This is a genomic window from Streptomyces sp. enrichment culture, from assembly GCF_964272895.1.
Lineage (GTDB): Bacteria > Actinomycetota > Actinomycetes > Streptomycetales > Streptomycetaceae > Streptomyces.
The window spans coordinates 7251179-7267719 of sequence record NZ_OZ186832.1 but is presented as its reverse complement, the minus strand read 5'-3'; the positions used below and the strand labels follow the sequence as shown (position 1 = coordinate 7267719).

Below are 16541 nucleotides of genomic sequence, written 5' to 3'. Positions count from 1 at the left end.
GGGTGCTCCTAGCTCTTGGCGATGAGGTGGTTTCCGAGGACCAGATAGTCGATCTCGGTGCCCAGGAAGCAGTTCAGGGCATCGGTGGGCGTGCAGACGATGGGTTCGCCGGCGACGTTGAACGAGGTGTTGATCAGGCAGGGGACGCCGGTCAGTTCGGTGAACCTCCGCAGCAGTGCCGTCAGCCGTGGGGTGCCCTCGTCGGTCAGGGTCTGGATGCGGGAGGTGCCGTCCACGTGCACGGCGCCGGGGATGCGGTCCCGGTACTCCTCGCGGACGGGGAAGACGAACGTCATGTACGGGGAGCTGGTCTTGCGCCCCATGTGGAAGATCTCCGGCGCCCGCTCCTCAAGGACGAGCGGGGCGAACGGGCGGAAGGGTTCGCGGTGCTTGACGCGGGTGTTGATGATGTCCTTGATGTCGTCGAAGCCGGGGTTGGCGAGGATGCTGCGGTGTCCCAGGGCGCGCGGGCCGTGCTCGATGCGGCCGTCGAACCAGCCGAGGACGACCTTCTCCGTCAGCAGCCGCGCCACCTGCTCGACGATCTCCTCGTCGTCCAGCCGGGTGACGGTGACGCGGTCGGCGAAAGCCTTCAGGGCCTCCTCGATCGCGGTCTCGTCGTAGGACGGGCCGAGGTAGGGGGTGACCGGCGCGGTCGCGGCGGCGGCGATGCTCGCGGTGTCGGTGGCGGGGTGGTCGAGCCAGGCGCGGGCGGCGGCTCCGATGGTGATGCCGGTGTCGGAGGCGCCGAAGCTGACCTGCATGTCCTCGAAGCGGGAGCCTTCGAACAACGGGGTGTTGTTCAGGCAGTTCAGTGCGACGCCGCCTTCGAACAGCAGCCGGTCGAGGTCCGTTCTCTTCTCCAGGTGGGCGACCTGGTGGGCGGTGGCGACGTTCAGCATCTGCTGTGCGGCGGCCGCGACGCGCGCCTTGTAGACGAGGGTGTCCTCGAAGGGTCCGAAGTACTCCTCGAACAGGGCGTCGTGGCTGTGGACGTTGTCCGTCTCCAGACGCTTGCTGAAGGTGTAGCGCCCGTCGTCGTGCAGTTGCAGCAGGTGGTCGATGAACGGGTTCGGGACCGGCGGGTCGGTGTAGCCGGCCAGGCCCATCACCTTGTACTCGTCGTTGTTGGGGACGAAGCCGAGGAAGCGGGTGATGGCGGAGAACAGGGTGCCCATGGAGTACTCGGCCCCGGTGACCGTGTCCTCGAAGACGGTGATCCGGCCGTCGCGGATCTCGCCCGTCAGGGTCGAGAAGCGTTCGGCGCGGCCGTCGCTGACGAGGAACGCGGCATCCTTCATGCCGGCGAGGTAGTAGCCGGTCGTGGCGTGCGCCAAGTGGTGCGGGACGAAGCGGACCTTGGCGGGGTCGGGGCGGTGTCCGGTGCGGGCCTCGAAGTCCGCGAGGATCGCCTCATGGCTGACGACCTCGTCGAACAGGTCGGTGATGACGCCCGTCAGCCTGCTCTTCGCCTCGTCCGGTGCCGGCGAGGTGCGGATGCTGTCCAGGGTCTCGTCGAGGACTTCGGCGGACCAGTTCCAGGGGAAGGCGAACAGGTCGATGTCGTCGAACGTGATCCCGGCTTCCTTCAGGCACCAGTCGATCGCGTTCACCGGGAAGTCGGTGGTCTTCTTCTCCCGGTTGAGGCGTTCCTCCTCCACCGCGGCGACCAGGCGGCCGTCCACGAGGAGGGCTGCGGCGGCGTCGTGGCCGAGGAGGTAGTGCTTGTTGATGCCGGTCGCGCCGAGGCGTTCGGAGAAGAACTCCGACACCCGGCTGAAACCATTACATCCGAGAACTATCACGGCATTCTTTCCTGTTGGGGGGCTGCTTCGGCTACTCGGGCTGCTTGACGAGGAGCAGATCGCGGAGCTTTTCGCCCGCGGCGGGTGCCTGGCACAGGCCCGCGCCGGTGAAGCCGGCCGCGTACAGAAAGCGGCGGGTGGGGTGTTCGCCGATGAAGGCGCAGTTGTTGGGGCTGGCGTCGAAGTCCCCGGTCCACGCCCGATGCAGGCCGATGCCGTCCAGGGCGGGGAACAGGCTGCCGAGATGCCCGGCGATGCGGCCGAGCCAGCCGGTGCGTGTCTCGCCCGCCTTGGGTGCGCCCATGGCGAGGAGGATGCGGTCCTTCCAGGAGCGGATCCGCAGGCCCGACGCGGCGTGCATCGTCATGGGCAACTCGCGGTGCGGCGTGGGCGGGACGTCGGTGAACAGCATCTCCATCGTGCGGGGTGTCAGCGGCAGGTCGACCGATGCCATGGACGCCACCTCGCCGGACCAGGGCCCGGCCGTGCACACGATGCTGTCCGCCCTGATGCCGCCCCGCGGCGTGTGGACGGTGTTGTCGTCGTCGATGCCGGTGACGGGGGTGTGGGTGAACAGCGCGGCCCCGTGATTGCGGGCGGCGGCGGCGTAGCCGCGGACGATGTCGAGGCCGTCGACGTGATACGCCTCCGGAGACCAGGCGGCGGCCAGGACGGCACGCTCGCTGAGCAGCGGATTGATTCCGGCGGCTTCGCGCGCGCTGATCAGGTCGACCTGGACACCGGCGGCCTTCTGGGCGTGCTGGGTGGCCTCGAACTCGGCGATCTGCTCCTCTTCGGTGAACAGCGCCATGAAACCGAGCCGCTTCAGGCCGAGCGGCGCCGCGGTGCGGCGGGCGAACTCGTGGTAGGCGTTCAGGCTGCGCACGGCCAGCTGCCCGGTGTAGGGGTCGCCGGGGAAGTAGGTGCGGACCATGCCCGCGGTGTGTGCGGATGCCCCGCCTCCGAGGGCCCCGCGTTCCAGCAGCACGGTGTCCACGCCGGCTTCGGCGAGGTGGTAGGCGGCGGACGTGCCGATCACTCCCCCGCCGATGACGACAGCCTCGGCGCGGGCGGGCAGGGGGCTCGGCATGACTACACGCCCGCCTCGGCGGTCTGCTGGCGAAGGTGGTCGCCGGTCTCCCACGGGTACAGCTGGAGGTTCCAGCCGCCGAGGCAGTTGATGTAGAGGGCCATCTGGCTGGTGACGGCGTAGAAGTCGTCACGGTCGAGGCTGTCGACCACGTCCAGGAAGCGCTGGGTGAACGCCCACAGCTTCTCCAGCCCGCAGTAGCCCAGGAATTCGGCGGGGACGCCGACCAGGAGGCGGGTCATCTGGACGAGGGCGTCCATCGGCATGCCCTGGACCGCGGCGCGGACGAGCCCGCCGTAGGAGGCGTAACCCAGCGGCCTGGTCTCGCCGTTGACGAACAGCAGGGTGGGCAGGACGGTGCCGAAGTTGCCGGCCTGGGAGGGGATGACGCCCTGGTGCAGGTCGTCCAGCTCGGCCGGGGGCGCGAGCCAGATCCTCTCGGTCTCGGCATGGATGTCCGCGATCAGGTGGGCGGCGGCCGCGTCGGTGGCGTGGAGCATCGGGATGCGGTGGCCGCCCGGCTCGCCCGCGCGGCGTACTTCGGCGAGGATCTGCTTCTTCGTGGAGTAGACGGCGTCCCAGATCGCGGCCCCGGCCTCCAGCAGGGCGGGCATGTCCGCCTCACGGATCCGGCCGACGGGGGTGGCGGGCATGGGCTCGGTCAGCGTGCCGTACTTGATGCCCAGGTGCTGCAAGCCGGAACAGAAGACGGTGCCGTCGGGGGCCTCGCGCCGGTCGGGGATACGGGTGGTGTGCGGGGTGTGCAGCAGGGTGGGTATCGGCGCCACGTGGTAGAGGTGCTCCCCCGCGATGAGCGCGTGCCCCTGGAGGCTCCGGTAGGGCAGGGACTCCCACAGGGCGTCGGCGAGTGCCGGATTGCGGTCGTCGAGGTCGGCGGCGACCGTGATGCCGAGGTCGGGCCAGGAGATCTCGATCTGACGGCCAAGCAGCTTCTCAGACAAGGCTTTTCCCGTTCGTTGGTTCGGCTTGCCCGAGGAGTACATCGTCGACAGGCGTGTTCCAGCCAGGCGTGGAAACCATGAAACGGGGACGGCATGAGAACCGTACTTCGTGTGTTCCTACGAGAGCCAGGCGTCCGCATATCGGTCGTTCGCCGTCACCTGTGTGCGGCGGGCGCGGCACGGCCCCCGCCGCGGCGGCCACTTGGACCGTCTGCGGCGAGGGCCATGGCGGACGGATCAGCGCAGTCCTGCGAAGAGGTCGTTCTCCGGCAGCGCCGCACCGGTGGTGTCCCGGACGCGTACGAAGGTCTCGACGCCCATCAGCTCGGTGAACCTCTCCGGGCCCATCCTGAGGAAGAAGATGTTCTCGCCCTGGCTGGCGTGCGCGGCCAGCGCATCGAACTTCTGGCCGCCGAAGGCCGTGGTGTCCACCCAGGTGGTGATCTCCTCGTCGGGCAGCCCGATCTCGTCCAGCGCGGCGGCATCGGCGGAATCCGGCTCCGGGACGTCCTCACCGAACTCCCGCATGATCTCCCCGAACCGCTGCATCGCCGAGCGCGGTGCCGTCGTCCAGTACACCTTCGGTGCCAGGTCGGTCATCTCCAGCGCGGCCATCGTGATGCGGTGGGCCTGGATGTGGTCGGGGTGGCCGTAGAAGCCGTTCTCGTCATAGGTGACGACCACATCGGGCTCGTAGCGCCGCAGCAGCTCCGCGAGCCGGGCGGCGCCCTCCTCGACAGGCGTCCGCCAGAAGGAGCCGGGGGCGTCGTTGCTCGGCCAGCCCATCATCCCGGAGTCCGGGTAGTCCAGCGTCTCAAGGTGACTGATCTTCAGGATCTCGCAACTGGCCTCCAGTTCGCGGCGCCGCATCGCGGCGACGGCTGACGGATCGTGCCCCGGCTCACCGGGCTTGACCCCTCCGGGTCCGTCGCCGCAACCGCCGTCGGTGCACGTCACGAGAACCGTCCGCATGCCCTCCGCGGCGTACCGCGCGAGGACACCCCCGGTCCCCGTGGCCTCGTCGTCGGGGTGCGCGTGCACCGCCATGAGCGTCAAGGGCCGGTCGTTCGTCAAGGGGTCCTCCTGTGTGAGCCTCGGTCCGCTTCCGCGGCGTGCGGATGAGCGGTCACCGTCCAATATCGTTCATCGGGCGCCCACATGACCGGTCGACCGGGCGTGTCCGGGCTGCGGCCCGGTCCGCCGCAGGGCGGCCCCGCCCGGGGATCCGGGGGCCGGGCGGGGCGGGGCGGGGATCAGCGCGTGACGTAGACCGTCGCGGAGGCCGTCGAGCCCTCGTGCAGGTCGTCGCCCGGCCAGCTCACCGTGTAGGTCGTCTCCCGCCGGGTCCGCGGAAGGTCGTTGAGGGTGAACGTGCCGTCGGCGCCGACGGTCACCGACGACAGGGTGCCGGTGCCGAGGCGGTCGGTGCGCTGGACCCTCAGCACCGCGCGGTCGGGCAGCGCCTTGCCCTGTGCGGTGAAGGTGCCGGTGATTTCGAGGCCCGTGCTCATCGACGCCTCGGCGGGCGCGGTGAGGGCGATCGAGGTGGGCGCCTTGGCGACGGAGACGGTGTGGGTGACGTCGTTCGCCGGGCGGTGGGTGAGGTCGCCGAGGTAGGAGACGGTGTAGGTGGCGTCGCCGACGAGGTCGGGCTCGTCGAGGACGGTGTAGGAACCGTCCTCCCGCACGGGGAAGGTGCCCAGGTCATGGGTGCCGTTCGCGTCCGTGCGGGTCGCCTTGACCGTCATCGGGGTTCCGGGCGCCGGGCCGTCGTACTCCAGCCGGCCGCGCACCGCCAGCGGCTCGCCCGCGACGGGCCGGGCGGGGCTGTGCGCGAGCGTCTCGCTGAGGCGTACGTCGTACTGGACGGCCGGGGGCTGGATGATGTGCAGCCAGTACTGGCTGCCACCCGCGTTGGTGGTGACCGCGAACAGCCGGGAGCCGTCGGCCGACCACTCCATGCCGCGCGGCACGACGCGGTCGCCGTCCTGGCTGCCCTCGAAGACGAACTCCAGCGGCGCGGTGGAGTCGCTCGGGTCGGCGGGCTGCACCAGCAGGTCGGGGGTGGAGCCGGTGGCCGAGGCGCCGCGCGCGATGTACTTGCCGTCACCGCTGAAGGCGACCGAGCTGGCGGTGGCGCCGGCCGGAAGGGGCTGGTAAGCGGTGGCCGCGTCCGACAGATCACCCGTGTTCAGCAGCCGGGTGCCTGCCGTGGCGTCGGCGAGGGCGACCTTCGTGCCGTCCGGGGAGACGGCGACGTCCTTCAGGTTCAGCGCGCCCGCGCCGGCGGCGTCGGCGAACCGGCGGGTGGCGTTGCGTACGGGGGTCGTGCCGCTGCCGTCGAAGACGCTGACGAACGGGTCGGGCGCCGCGGAGTTGAGGGCCTGGCCCATCACGAACGTGCCGTTCGGGCCGCCTTCCAGCAGCAGCTTGCCGGCGTCGTTCCAACCGGTGCGCTGCCAGAGGCCGTTGGCCATGGTGTCGACGTAACTCGTCGCCGTGCCGCACTGGGACAGGTAGTCCGTGTACTGCGAGGTGTAGTACGGCTTGTCGCCGGCGACCACCACCTCGCGGCCGCAGTTGTCGGTGGGGGCGCTGGGCGCGCTCTTGAGGGTCAGCGTGGCGGTGTCGTAGGCGTAGATCCGGTGCCGCTCACCGACGTAGAGCGTGCTCGCGTCGGCGCTGAGGGCGAGGCCGGAGACGTGGTAGCTGGTGGTGATGGTGGAGATCCGCTCGCCGTCGAAGGTGTACACGGCGATCTGGCCGTAGTAGGAGCTGGAGCCCACGGCGGCGTCGGCGAGGAAGACGCGCTGGTGGACTTCGTCGACGGCCAGCGCCGAGTACGAGGCGAACGGCAGCTTGGCCACACTGTCGGACGCGGCGGCGTGCGCCGCGGGCGCGGCGGCGACGGCGAGTCCGGTTCCGGTGAGCGCGGCGGCGAGAACCGTGGCCGCGAGGCGTCTGGGACGGTGTGCTGTGTTCAACGGGGCCCCCCACAGGCTTCATTGAGCCGCACCGGGCTCGGTGAGGCTCGCGTGAGGCCCATGTAACACGGGTGAAGATCCCGTGATCAAGGGGCTCCCCCGGCGTGCCGGGTACGGCTGCCCGTGCGGCTCGGGCACAGGGGCAAGACCGACACAAGGCACACGGCCACGCGGCCACGCGGCCACGCGGCCACACGGGCGCCTGGAGGCTTCCGGTCGGCGGAGGGTGAGCGGGGTCGTGGACAGGAGGTGGGAGAGCTTCTCGGGGTCGCGGACGTAGTACGGACCGGTGATGCGGGTGCCCGGCGACCGGTCGGAAACGAGGCTTCCCTGGTCGGCGGCGCCTTCTAGGATCTCCGGCATGGCAACACGACTCGTGCAGATCAATATGAAGGCCCAGGACGACTCGGCGCTCGGCAGGTTCTGGGCGGAGGTGCTCGGCTGGGGTGTCGACAGCGAGGCACCCGGCGTGACCAACCTCGAACCCGTGGGCTTCTCCTACCCGGACCCCGTGGCCGTCTGTATCGACATCGTCGCCCGGCCGGAACCCAAGACGGTCAAGAACCGCGTGCACCTCGATCTGGCCACCACCTCGACCGCCCATCAGGAGGAGCTGGTCGCGCGCCTGAAGAGTCTCGGCGCGACCCTCGCCGATGTCGGTCAGGGTGAGGTGCCCTGGACGGTCATGGCCGACCCGGAGGGCAACGAGTTCTGCGTCCTGGAACCGCGCGAGGTCTACCGGGACACCGGGCCGATCGCCGCGGTCGTGGTCGACTGCGCCGACCCGCGGGAGATGGCCCGGTTCTGGGGCGAGGCGATGGACTGGACGGTGCACGAGGTCGCCGACGACCACGCGACCATGCGTTCCGCGAAGGGCGTCGGTCCCTACCTGGAGTTCGTCCGCACGCCCGACCCGAAGACCGTGTGGAACCGCGTCCACCTCGACGTCTGCCCCTACCCAGGTGACGACATGGCCGCGGAGGCGGCCCGGCTGCGCTCCCTGGGCGCCACCGACCCCGAGTTCGACCGGTCCGCGATCTCCTGGACGGTTCTGGCCGACCCCGAGGGCAACGAGTTCTGCCTCCTCACGCCTCGCTGACCCTCAGCAACGGCTCCGGCCGGTGCCCGGAGTCGGCCCACCGCGCCCCTCGGAGGGCCGACTCCGCTACGCCTCGCCCTTCTTCATCAGCTCCACCAGGGCGGAGAAGCTGTCCGCGGCGTGGCCGGCGTCCATGCCGCGGCGGAAGAGGTCGACGACCGCGGCCGGAAGCGTGGTGTCGGCTCCCGCGTCCGCGTTGGTGTGCAGGACGTGCTCCACGCTGGCCGTTCCCATGGCGAGGCGGTCCACGTCGCCGACGTGCCGACCGGAGTCGATGCGCTCGGCGTAGAAGGAGAAGAACCCGGGCAGCGAGTTCGCGGTCTCCACGGCGTGCGGCAGAATGTCCGCCGCCTTCAGGCCGTTGGCGTCGGCCAGGGCGATCGCCTGCCAGTAACTCAGCATGGACGTCCAGAACATGACCATGCCGATCTGGTACATGAGCGCGGCCATGCCGGGGTCTTCTCCGCGGTGGTCGGTCCGCCCCGTGATGACTTCCAGCGCGGACCGGTGCCGGTCGAAGACCTGACGCGGGCCGCTGTAGAAGGTCGACGACTCGGCCCGGCCGATCCCGGAGGGCGGCACGGTGACGCCGCCGGTCAGCTGGACGGCGCCCCGCTCGGCTGCCCAGCGGGCCGCGGCACGGGCCTTCTCCGGTGTGTCGGAACTCAGGTTCACCAGGACGCGGCCGGCCAGTGCGTCCGCGGCCGGTTCGAGCGTGGCGTACATGGCGTCGTAGTCCGTGAGGCTGAGGATCACCAGCTCGTTGGCGGCCAGGGCCTCCTGCACGCTCGGCGCGAGCACCGCCCCTCGCGCGACCGGGGCGTCCGCGCGGGACGCGGTGCGGTTCCAGACGGTGACGCCGTATCCGCGGTCGAGGAAGGCGCCGGCCATGGCCTGCCCCATGGGACCGAGGCCGATGACGGTGACCGACTGCTTGGTGCTGCTCATGAGATCTCCACCCCTCGCTGTCATGACTAAAACGAGCGCTCTATTTAGGGCGCGGAAGAAACGTACCACAGCTCTAAAACGAACGCTCTACTCAGTGGGCGGTAGGGTGGCCGCATGCAGACCAGCACACGGGACCGGATCGTCGTCGCCGCGGCACGCCTGCTCCAGCGGCAGGGGTACGTCGGCACGGGAATCAAGCAGATCGCCCAGGAGGCGCAGGCCACCCTCGGCTCCGTCTACCACTTCTTCCCGGGCGGCAAGGAGACCGTCGCCGTCGCCGCGATCAAGCACAGCAGCGAGGAGTTCGCGTCGCTCCTGCGCACGGCACTGGACAGCGAGGAGGACGCGGCGGACGCGGTGGCGGCCTGCTCACGGCAACTCGCCGACGAACTGCGCGAGTCGGGCTGGATCGACGGCTGTCCCGTCACGGCCGCGGCGCTGGAGACGCTCGGCACCGACTCGGAGATCCAGCAGGCGTGCGCCGGCGCACTGCGCAGCTGGGAGCACCTGGTCCGGGACAAGCTGCTGCGCTGCGGCTTCCCCTCCGACAGCGCCGGGGAACTGGCCGGCATCGTCATCTCCGCCCTGGAGGGCGCCGAGGTCACCGCGCAGGTCAACCGCAGCGAGGAGCCCTTGCTCGTGGCAGGCCGGCAGCTCGCCCGGCTCGTACGCTCGTACGGGATCCAGTCGCCGCCCGGCGGCAGAGGCTGAGGCAGGCGCTCGCCCCTCACCCTGGGACCACGGACGACTGCGGTCCTGGGGAGGCGGGAGACTGCGAGGCGCCCTGCCCCGGCACGGACGCCTGCGGTCCTGGGGGGCGGGAGACTGCGAGGCGCCCTGCCTCGGCACGGAACCCGGCGGGCGGGGAACACGGGGCGCCGCTGACGCGTTTTCCCTGCTAGGCGACCGGCTCCCCGCTCCCCGACCCAGATCCGGCCGCCGGTCGGGAGAACCATGATCATCATCCGCGCCACCGGGGCGGCCCTGGCCGCCGGGCTGCTCGCTCTCGTCGCGGGCTGCGCGGCGGGTGAACCGGGCGCCGGAAGCGGAGCCCCCGTACCCCGCCCGGAGCCGGCCCGGACGTCCCCGTCGCCGGTCCTGACCGCCGAAGCGGCTGCACGGCACAGCGCACCCGCCGCCCCGGCGGCCACCCCCTCCCCCAGCCCGAAGCCCGCGGTCGACCCCCGCAGCACGCCGGCCTTCCTCAGCATCCCCGCGATCGGCGTGCGGGACCTGAAGATCGTTCCGTACGAGGGGACGACCGACGACTGGCCCGGAACGCGGATCCAGGACCGGGGTGTGGGCGCGAGTCCCTACGGGGAGCAGGGGGGCGTCGGCCCCGGCGAGAAGGGCAACTATCTCGTCACCGCGCACCGGCTGAGCGCGGGCGGCCCCCTGCGCGACCTGCCCGACCTGGACAAGGGCGACACCGTACGGGTCCGGCTCGGCGACACGCTCTACACCTACGAGATCACGGCGTCGCGGTGGACGTCGTTCCGCTCCCCGCGCTCGCTCGAGGAGCAGCGTGCCGCGGTGCCCGGCAAGCCGGGGCAGACACCCACCCAGGCCATGATCACGATATCGACCTGCGCCACCCTTGAGGACAACGCGGCGGGGAACTTCTGGCGGGACGATCGCAACAACCCCGAGCACCGCATCGACAAGATAGGAACCCTCGTCTCGGCGGCGAAGGACCCCGCAGGCTCCGGCTGACGGCGGGCCGCCGAGCCCGGAGCCGCCGGCCCGGCACGGTGCGTACGCCGCTCAGCGGCCGCAGGCTTCGGCAGGCGCGGAGTGTGTCCGACCGGCGACCACCTGCGTGAGGTGGTCACCTGGTCGACGAGTCGGCCCCACGCCCGCCGAAGCCGGCGAGTCGGCCCGCGCCTGCCGAGACGAGCTGTCAGTGGCTCGGCACCGTCGTCCGGCCTGCCGCCGCGTCCGTGCCGCGCCGGGAGTCGGGGCCGAGCGCGTGCAGGATCTCCTCCACGCTCTGCTTGGCGTCCCCGAAGAGCATGCTGGTGTTCTCGCGGAAGAAGAGCGGATTCTGCACACCGGCGTAGCCGGAGGCCATGGAGCGTTTGAAGACGATGACCTGCTCGGCTTCCCAGACCCGCAGCACCGGCATACCGGCGATCGGGCTGGCCGGGTCGTCGGTGGCGGCGGGGTTGACGGTGTCGTTGGCGCCGATGACGAGGACGACCGAGGTGTCGGCGAAGTCGTCGTTGATCTCGTCCATCTCCAGGACGATGTCGTAGGGCACCTTCGCCTCGGCCAGCAGCACGTTCATGTGCCCCGGCAGCCGGCCGGCGACGGGATGGACGCCGAAGCGGACCTCGACGCCCTGCTCGCGCAGCCGCCGGGTCAGTTCGGCGACGGGGTGCTGGGCCTGGGCGACGGCCATGCCGTATCCGGGGGTGATGATCACCGAGCGGGCCCCGGCCAGCATCTCGGCCGCCTCCGCGGCCCGTACCTCCTGGTGCTCGCCCTGCTCCTCGGCGGGGCCGGAGGGCGCCTCGATGCCGAAGCCGCCCGCGATGACGGAGAGGAAGGACCGGTTCATCGCCTTGCACATGATGTACGACAGGTAGGCGCCGGAGGAGCCCACGAGCGCGCCGGTGACGATCAGCAGGTTGTTGTCGAGCAGGAAGCCGGCCGCGGCCGCCGCCCAGCCCGAGTAGCTGTTCAGCATGGAGACGACGACCGGCATGTCGCCGCCGCCGATCGAGGCGACCAGGTGCCAGCCGAGCGCCAGCGCCAGCACGGTGACCGCGATCATCAGGGGCAGGCTCGGGCTGACGGTGAACCAGGTGGTCAGTCCGACGAACGCGGCGAGCGCGCCGACGTTCAGGGCGTTCTTGCCCGGCAGCGTCAGGGGACGGGACTTGATGCGCGCCGCGAGTTTGAGGTACGCGACGATCGAGCCGGTGAAGGTGACCCCGCCGATGAAGATGCCGATGAACACCTCGGCGTGGTGGATGCGCAGCAGGTCGGCGGCGACCTCGGTCTGCGCCGTGCCGTGGGCCTCCACCTGGAGGTAGCTGTTCCAGCCCACCAGCACCGCGGCGAGGCCGACGAAGCTGTGCAGGACCGCGATCAGTTCGGGCATCTGCGTCATCTCGACGCGGCGTGCCCGCCACAGGCCCATCAACGCGCCGAGTGCCATCGCGAGCACGATCAGCGCGACCGCTCCGGCCGTGATGCTCTGCGCCGCCAGGACGACGGTGGCGACCAGGGCGAGGGCCATGCCGGCGATGCCGTAGACGACGCCGGCGCGGGAGGTGCGGTGCTGGGACAGGCCGGCCAGGCTGAGGATGAAGAGCAGGGCGGCGACCAGGTCGGCAGCGTGTGAAGCCGTCAGGGACGTCATCTCGGCTCAGCCTTTCGAGAACATGGACAGCATGCGGCGGGTGACGGCGAAGCCTCCGAAGATGTTGACGCTCGTCAGCAGGATCGCCACGAAGGACAGCGTGGTGACCAGCCGGCTCTCGTGCCCGATCTGCAGCAGGGCGCCGATCACGACGATCCCGGAGATCGCGTTGGTCACCGACATCAGCGGGGTGTGCAGCGCGTGGTGCACCTTGCCGATGACGTAGTAGCCGATCACCACGGCCAGCGTGAACACCGTGAAGTTGCCCGCCAGTTGGGCGGGGGCGAAGGCCACCAGCAGGAACAGGGCGAGCATGCCGAGGCCGATCAGGGCGAAGCGCCGCACGGGCGTCAGCTTCGGCTGTTCCGGCTCGGGTGCCGCGGGTGCGGCCGCGGGCTGTGCGGCGGCGGGGGCGGGGGCGGCCGAGACGGCGACCGGCGGCGGGGGCCAGGTGACGTCGCCGTCGCGCACCACGGTCACGGCCCGCTGGACGACGTCGTCGAAGTCGATCGTCAACTGCCCGTCCTTGCCCGGGGTGAGCAGCTTGAGCAGGTTCACGAGGTTGGTGCCGAACAGCTGCGACGCCTGGGCCGGGAGCCGGGAGGCGAGGTCGGTGTAGCCGATGATGGTGACGCCGTTGTCGGTGACCACGCTGCGCCCGGGCACCGTGCCCTCGACGTTGCCGCCCATCGCGGCGGCCATGTCGACGATGACGCTGCCCGGCTTCATGACGGCCACGTCCTCGGCCGTCAGCAGGCGCGGCGCCGGCCGGCCCGGGATCAGGGCGGTGGTGATGACGATGTCCACGTCCTCGGCCTGCGCGCGGTAGAGCTCGGCCGCCGCGCGGTCGTAGTCGGCGGAGGTCGCCTTGGCATAGCCGTCGGTGCTGGTCTCCTGGGCGGCGTTCACCGGCAGGTACTCGCCGCCCAGCGACTTCACCTGGTCGGCGACCTCCGGCCGCGGGTCGGTGGCCCGGACGATCGCGCCGAGGCTGGAGGCGGCGCCGATGGCCGCGAGGCCGGCCACGCCCGCGCCGGCCACCAGGACCTTCGCCGGCGGCACCTTGCCCGCGGCGGTGACCTGGCCCGTGAAGAACCGTCCGAAGACGTGCGCCGCCTCGATGACCGCGCGGTAGCCGGCGATGTTCGCCATCGACGACAGCACGTCCATCGACTGGGCCCGCGAGATGCGCGGCACCGCGTCCAGCGCGAGGGCGGTCACCTCGGCGTCGGCGAGCGCCTGGAGCAGTTCGGGCTTCTGCGCCGGGCTCAGCAGGGCGACCACGGTCGCGCCCCCTCGCAGCCGGCGGATCTCCGGCTCGGAGGGGGCGTTCACCTTGAGGACGACATCCGCGTCCCATGCCTCCCCGATCCGTGCTCCGGCGTCGGTGTACGCCTGGTCGTCGAAGCCCGATGCCTCGCCGGCTCCGGACTCGACGACGACCTCGTAGCCGAGGCCCAGGATCAGTCGTACCGTCGCCGGGGTCGCCGCGACCCGGGTCTCCCCGGAGACCGACTCGGCCACGACGCCGACGCGGCGCGGTGGATGGTGTGAGCGTTCAGCAGACATGTCCTGTGTCTCTCTTCGAAAGGCGGGTGCGAAAGGGAGATCTGCGCTCGGTGGGGTGACGTCGTCCTGCCCCCGGATCGCAGGAACGTAACCCGAGCGACGTGTACGGGCCAACGCCGACCGGCGGTGACCTCTTTCACCTTGCGCTTCCGGCCGAAAGACGTCCGGACCGCCTGCGAGGGGTACCGGCGCCCTGGACGTCGCCCGCCGCCGCGCGCACGCCCCTGCGGTTCAGGAGAGCCACGGAGCCGGTCCCGTCCCCTCGCTCCACACCCGCAGCGCGTCCCGGTCCAGGCAGACGATCCCGCACTGTGCGGCGTATTCGACGGCCGGCGTCGTGAAGTCGCTGGTGGTGACCAGGACGGCCACATCGGCCTCGTGCACGGTGTAGCAGGTGCCGCCGAAGCGTTGCAGTTCCTGCGAGCCGACCCGGTGTTCGGCGCCGTACCGTTTGCACTGGATGACCAGCCGCCGCCCGTCGGGCGTCACGGCCAGGACGTCGGCGCCCAGGTCGCCCGCACCGCCGACGACCTCGACCCCGGTGCACCCGTCGCGCGCGCACAGCGCGGCCACGGCCTGCTCGAACTCCTGCGCGTCCAGGGCGTCGAAGTCGATCGCGACCTCTCGCTGCGCCTCCGGGGCCGGTGGCTCCAGGGCTTCCAGCGCGGTGTCCCTGCCCACCTCCAGTGCCGCGGCCGCCTGCCGCACGGCGCGGGCGGCGAGGTCCCGCCGTCGCCTGCGCCGCACGGCCGAGGCGCAGGCGACGGCGACCAGGCCCAGGGCCGCGGCCCAGACCGGCCGCCGCTGGACGGCGTCCAGCAGCACTCGAGCGGTGAGCCCCGCCGCACACACGACGAGGGCGAGAAGGCCGAAATAGACGGCGGTCGCGCGCAGTTCGAAGCGCCGGCCGCCGGTGCGACGTATGCGAGGTGCGGGCAGCGTCACGGTGGGGCGGTCCCCCCTTCTGATGGACACGTCGATCACTCAGGCCGTATGCCCTCGAACCGACGGTTCACCCTGAGGGGGGAACCGCGCCCCTGCGTGGGAGGGTCCGCGGCGGCTCAGGTGTCCAGGACGCCCATCTGGCGCAGCAGCCCGAGGTCGTCCCAGTTCCACCAGCTCTCGGCGATCCTGCCGCCCTCGCAGCGGAAGGTGGCGTGGCCGGTGCCGGCGACGTTGCGGCCGGTGGGCTCGATGCCCTGGTAGGCACCGGTGTGTCGGCCTTCGTAGGTGAGGCGGCAGCTGACCAGGTCGCCCTCGGCGATCATGCTCGCGACGGTGATCCGCGGACCGAACGCCTCCAGGATCTCGCCGTTCTCCCGCTTGGCCTGGGCGAGGTCCACGTCGTAGGTGGAGAGGGCGGGGTCGTGCTCGCGGTATCCGTCGGTGCACAGGTCGTCGGCGAGGTCGAGGTTCTTGGCGTTGATCACCTCGTCGAAGAAGCGGCGTACGACGATCTTGTTGAGCTGGTGGTCCTGGACCACGTCCAGGTCGGTGAAGGTGGGCGTCTCCTCGCAGGCGGCGACGAGCTGTTCGAAGATGCGGTTGGTCTCGGGGAGGTTGGAGTTCTTCATCGCCTCCTCGTACGACGGGAACTCCACGATCTCGACGACATGGGCCGTGTCCGCGCGGTCGCGGGCGACGATCGAGTGGGTGGCGGTCCGCTTGCCCTGGGTCGCTTCCACCCAGCTGTCCATCAGCCGGTTGAGTTGATCGACGTCGCTGGTCTTGCAGTCGATGAGCTGGACGAAGGTCATGAGGCCCTCCTGACGGTGAGCGGCACATGCCGGCCAGTTGGGTGACTCCAGGCTATATCCGACCTTCTGCCCCTTGCCTGTTCTGCACCGGCCCGCAGCTGTGCCGCCCCTCGACGAGGAGGGCGTCCCGGGGGACGCCCCGCGTCACTGATCGTCTCCTCGGTCTTCGAACATGCGCAGCAGATCGGCGGCGACGCTCACGGCGATGGTCGCGGGTTCCTTGCCGGTGATGTCGGGCAGCCCGATGGGGGTCTTGATCCGGCCGATGGCGGCCTCGTCGTGCCCTCCCTCGGTGGTGAGGACCTTGCGGAACCGCGCCCACTTGGCCGACGAGCCGATCAGACCGATGGAGCCGAGGTGGGTGCTGCGCAGGGCGGCGTCGCACAGGGCGGCGTCCTCGGCGTGATCATGGGTCATGATCAGCATGTGGGTGCCGCGCGGCAGCTCCTCCAGCACCTCCTCCGGCAGCAGCGGGGTGTGATGCACATGCACCTGGGCGACCGCGTCCGCCAGCACCTCCAGCCGCTCCTCGGTGAGGATGTCGGCGCGGCTGTCGATCAGATGGAGTTCGAGGTCCTGGCGGGCGAGGATGCGCGCCAGTTCCAGGCCGACGTGCCCGACGCCGAAGATCGCCACCGCCGGTACCACCGGCAGCGGTTCGAGCAGCACCGCGACCGTGCCGCCGCAGCACTGCACGCCGTGCTGGTTGGTCACCTTGTCGTTCAGGGCGAAATCCATCAGTTCCGGCTCCGCCTTCGACGCGCCGATCATCTCGCGGGCCCGGTCGATCGCGACGGCCTCGACATTGCCGCCCCCGATCGACCCCCATGTCTCGGTCCGCCCCACGACGAGCTTGGCACCGGCGTCACGCGGGGCGTGGCCGCGCACGGTCGCGACGGTCACCAGCACGCCGGGCTCCCGGCGTGCTCGCAACCGCGCGACCGCGGCGACCCATGTCAT

14 protein-coding genes are annotated in these 16541 nt (G+C 70.9%); 3 read left to right on the top strand and 11 right to left on the bottom strand.

All coding sequences use genetic code 11. The features are described 5' to 3' along the window. Positions 1 to 8 precede the first annotated feature (8 nt). The 5 genes from ACSU6M_RS32390 to ACSU6M_RS32370 form a co-directional block, all read right to left on the bottom strand. Positions 9 to 1772 carry a carbamoyltransferase family protein gene (locus tag ACSU6M_RS32390; RefSeq protein ID WP_437074605.1) on the bottom strand — a complete coding sequence of 588 codons (1764 nt, stop codon included), beginning with the start codon at positions 1770 to 1772 and terminating at the stop codon, positions 9 to 11. 64 nt (positions 1773 to 1836) lie between these two features. Next, the gene (locus tag ACSU6M_RS32385; protein WP_437074603.1) at positions 1837 to 2895 is read right to left on the bottom strand and encodes an NAD(P)/FAD-dependent oxidoreductase; all 1059 of its coding nucleotides are present in this window, start codon (positions 2893 to 2895) and stop codon (positions 1837 to 1839) included. A gap of 2 nt (positions 2896 to 2897) precedes the next feature. After that, positions 2898 to 3857, bottom strand: a complete 960-nt coding sequence (locus tag ACSU6M_RS32380; RefSeq protein WP_437074601.1) for a hypothetical protein — start codon at positions 3855 to 3857, stop codon at positions 2898 to 2900. Positions 3858 to 4094: 237 nt separating this feature from the next. Continuing rightward, on the bottom strand, positions 4095 to 4904 hold the full coding sequence (locus ACSU6M_RS32375) for a PIG-L family deacetylase (RefSeq protein ID WP_437075441.1): 810 nt from the start codon (positions 4902 to 4904) through the stop codon (positions 4095 to 4097). Between the two features lie 206 nt (positions 4905 to 5110). After that, on the bottom strand, positions 5111 to 6841 hold the full coding sequence (locus ACSU6M_RS32370; protein ID WP_437074600.1) for an Ig-like domain repeat protein: 1731 nt from the start codon (positions 6839 to 6841) through the stop codon (positions 5111 to 5113). Between the two features lie 361 nt (positions 6842 to 7202). On the opposite strand from ACSU6M_RS32370, the gene ACSU6M_RS32365 reads away from it, so the two are divergent. Beyond that, positions 7203 to 7940 carry a VOC family protein gene (locus tag ACSU6M_RS32365; protein ID WP_437074598.1) on the top strand — a complete coding sequence of 246 codons (738 nt, stop codon included), beginning with the start codon at positions 7203 to 7205 and terminating at the stop codon, positions 7938 to 7940. A 66-nt stretch (positions 7941 to 8006) separates the two neighbouring features. Here the strand turns inward: ACSU6M_RS32365 and ACSU6M_RS32360 are convergent, their stop codons facing one another. Continuing rightward, positions 8007 to 8888 (bottom strand): NAD(P)-dependent oxidoreductase, encoded by an 882-nt coding sequence (locus tag ACSU6M_RS32360; RefSeq protein ID WP_437074597.1) that lies wholly within the window; start codon positions 8886 to 8888, stop codon positions 8007 to 8009. A 114-nt stretch (positions 8889 to 9002) separates the two neighbouring features. Here ACSU6M_RS32360 and ACSU6M_RS32355 point away from each other — a divergent pair, with 114 nt between their 5' ends. Both ACSU6M_RS32355 and ACSU6M_RS32350 read left to right on the top strand, forming a co-directional pair. After that, positions 9003 to 9599 (top strand): TetR/AcrR family transcriptional regulator, encoded by a 597-nt coding sequence (locus ACSU6M_RS32355; protein ID WP_437074595.1) that lies wholly within the window; start codon positions 9003 to 9005, stop codon positions 9597 to 9599. A 243-nt stretch (positions 9600 to 9842) separates the two neighbouring features. After that, the gene (locus ACSU6M_RS32350) at positions 9843 to 10601 is read left to right on the top strand and encodes a class E sortase (protein WP_437074593.1); all 759 of its coding nucleotides are present in this window, start codon (positions 9843 to 9845) and stop codon (positions 10599 to 10601) included. A 187-nt stretch (positions 10602 to 10788) separates the two neighbouring features. On the opposite strand, the gene pntB is transcribed toward ACSU6M_RS32350, so the two are convergent. From pntB to xdhC, 5 genes are all read right to left on the bottom strand, one after another. Continuing rightward, positions 10789 to 12255 (bottom strand): Re/Si-specific NAD(P)(+) transhydrogenase subunit beta, encoded by a 1467-nt coding sequence (pntB, locus tag ACSU6M_RS32345; RefSeq protein ID WP_437074591.1) that lies wholly within the window; start codon positions 12253 to 12255, stop codon positions 10789 to 10791. A 6-nt stretch (positions 12256 to 12261) separates the two neighbouring features. Further along, positions 12262 to 13824, bottom strand: coding sequence for a Re/Si-specific NAD(P)(+) transhydrogenase subunit alpha (locus ACSU6M_RS32340; protein WP_437074589.1), 1563 nt, complete (start codon positions 13822 to 13824; stop codon positions 12262 to 12264). 231 nt (positions 13825 to 14055) lie between these two features. Then, positions 14056 to 14799, bottom strand: coding sequence for a restriction endonuclease (locus tag ACSU6M_RS32335; protein ID WP_437074588.1), 744 nt, complete (start codon positions 14797 to 14799; stop codon positions 14056 to 14058). 86 nt (positions 14800 to 14885) lie between these two features. After that, positions 14886 to 15581, bottom strand: coding sequence for an ester cyclase (locus ACSU6M_RS32330; RefSeq protein ID WP_437074587.1), 696 nt, complete (start codon positions 15579 to 15581; stop codon positions 14886 to 14888). 144 nt (positions 15582 to 15725) lie between these two features. After that, on the bottom strand, positions 15726 to 16541 hold the full coding sequence (xdhC, locus tag ACSU6M_RS32325; RefSeq protein ID WP_437074585.1) for a xanthine dehydrogenase accessory protein XdhC: 816 nt from the start codon (positions 16539 to 16541) through the stop codon (positions 15726 to 15728).

Excerpts from the sequence above, each read along its gene's own strand:
- ACSU6M_RS32385 (WP_437074603.1), bottom strand. The coding sequence starts at position 2,895 with ATGCCGAGCCCCCTGCCCGCCCGCGCCGAGGCTGTCGTCATCGGCGGG.
- ACSU6M_RS32375 (WP_437075441.1), bottom strand. The coding sequence starts at position 4,904 with ATGGCGGTGCACGCGCACCCCGACGACGAGGCCACGGGGACCGGGGGT.
- ACSU6M_RS32365 (WP_437074598.1), top strand. The coding sequence starts at position 7,203 with ATGGCAACACGACTCGTGCAGATCAATATGAAGGCCCAGGACGACTCG.
- ACSU6M_RS32360 (WP_437074597.1), bottom strand. The coding sequence starts at position 8,888 with ATGAGCAGCACCAAGCAGTCGGTCACCGTCATCGGCCTCGGTCCCATG.
- ACSU6M_RS32355 (WP_437074595.1), top strand. The coding sequence starts at position 9,003 with ATGCAGACCAGCACACGGGACCGGATCGTCGTCGCCGCGGCACGCCTG.
- ACSU6M_RS32350 (WP_437074593.1), top strand. The coding sequence starts at position 9,843 with ATGATCATCATCCGCGCCACCGGGGCGGCCCTGGCCGCCGGGCTGCTC.
- pntB (WP_437074591.1), bottom strand. The coding sequence starts at position 12,255 with ATGACGTCCCTGACGGCTTCACACGCTGCCGACCTGGTCGCCGCCCTG.
- ACSU6M_RS32340 (WP_437074589.1), bottom strand. The coding sequence starts at position 13,824 with ATGTCTGCTGAACGCTCACACCATCCACCGCGCCGCGTCGGCGTCGTG.
- ACSU6M_RS32330 (WP_437074587.1), bottom strand. The coding sequence starts at position 15,581 with ATGACCTTCGTCCAGCTCATCGACTGCAAGACCAGCGACGTCGATCAA.
- xdhC (WP_437074585.1), bottom strand. The coding sequence starts at position 16,541 with ATGACATGGGTCGCCGCGGTCGCGCGGTTGCGAGCACGCCGGGAGCCC.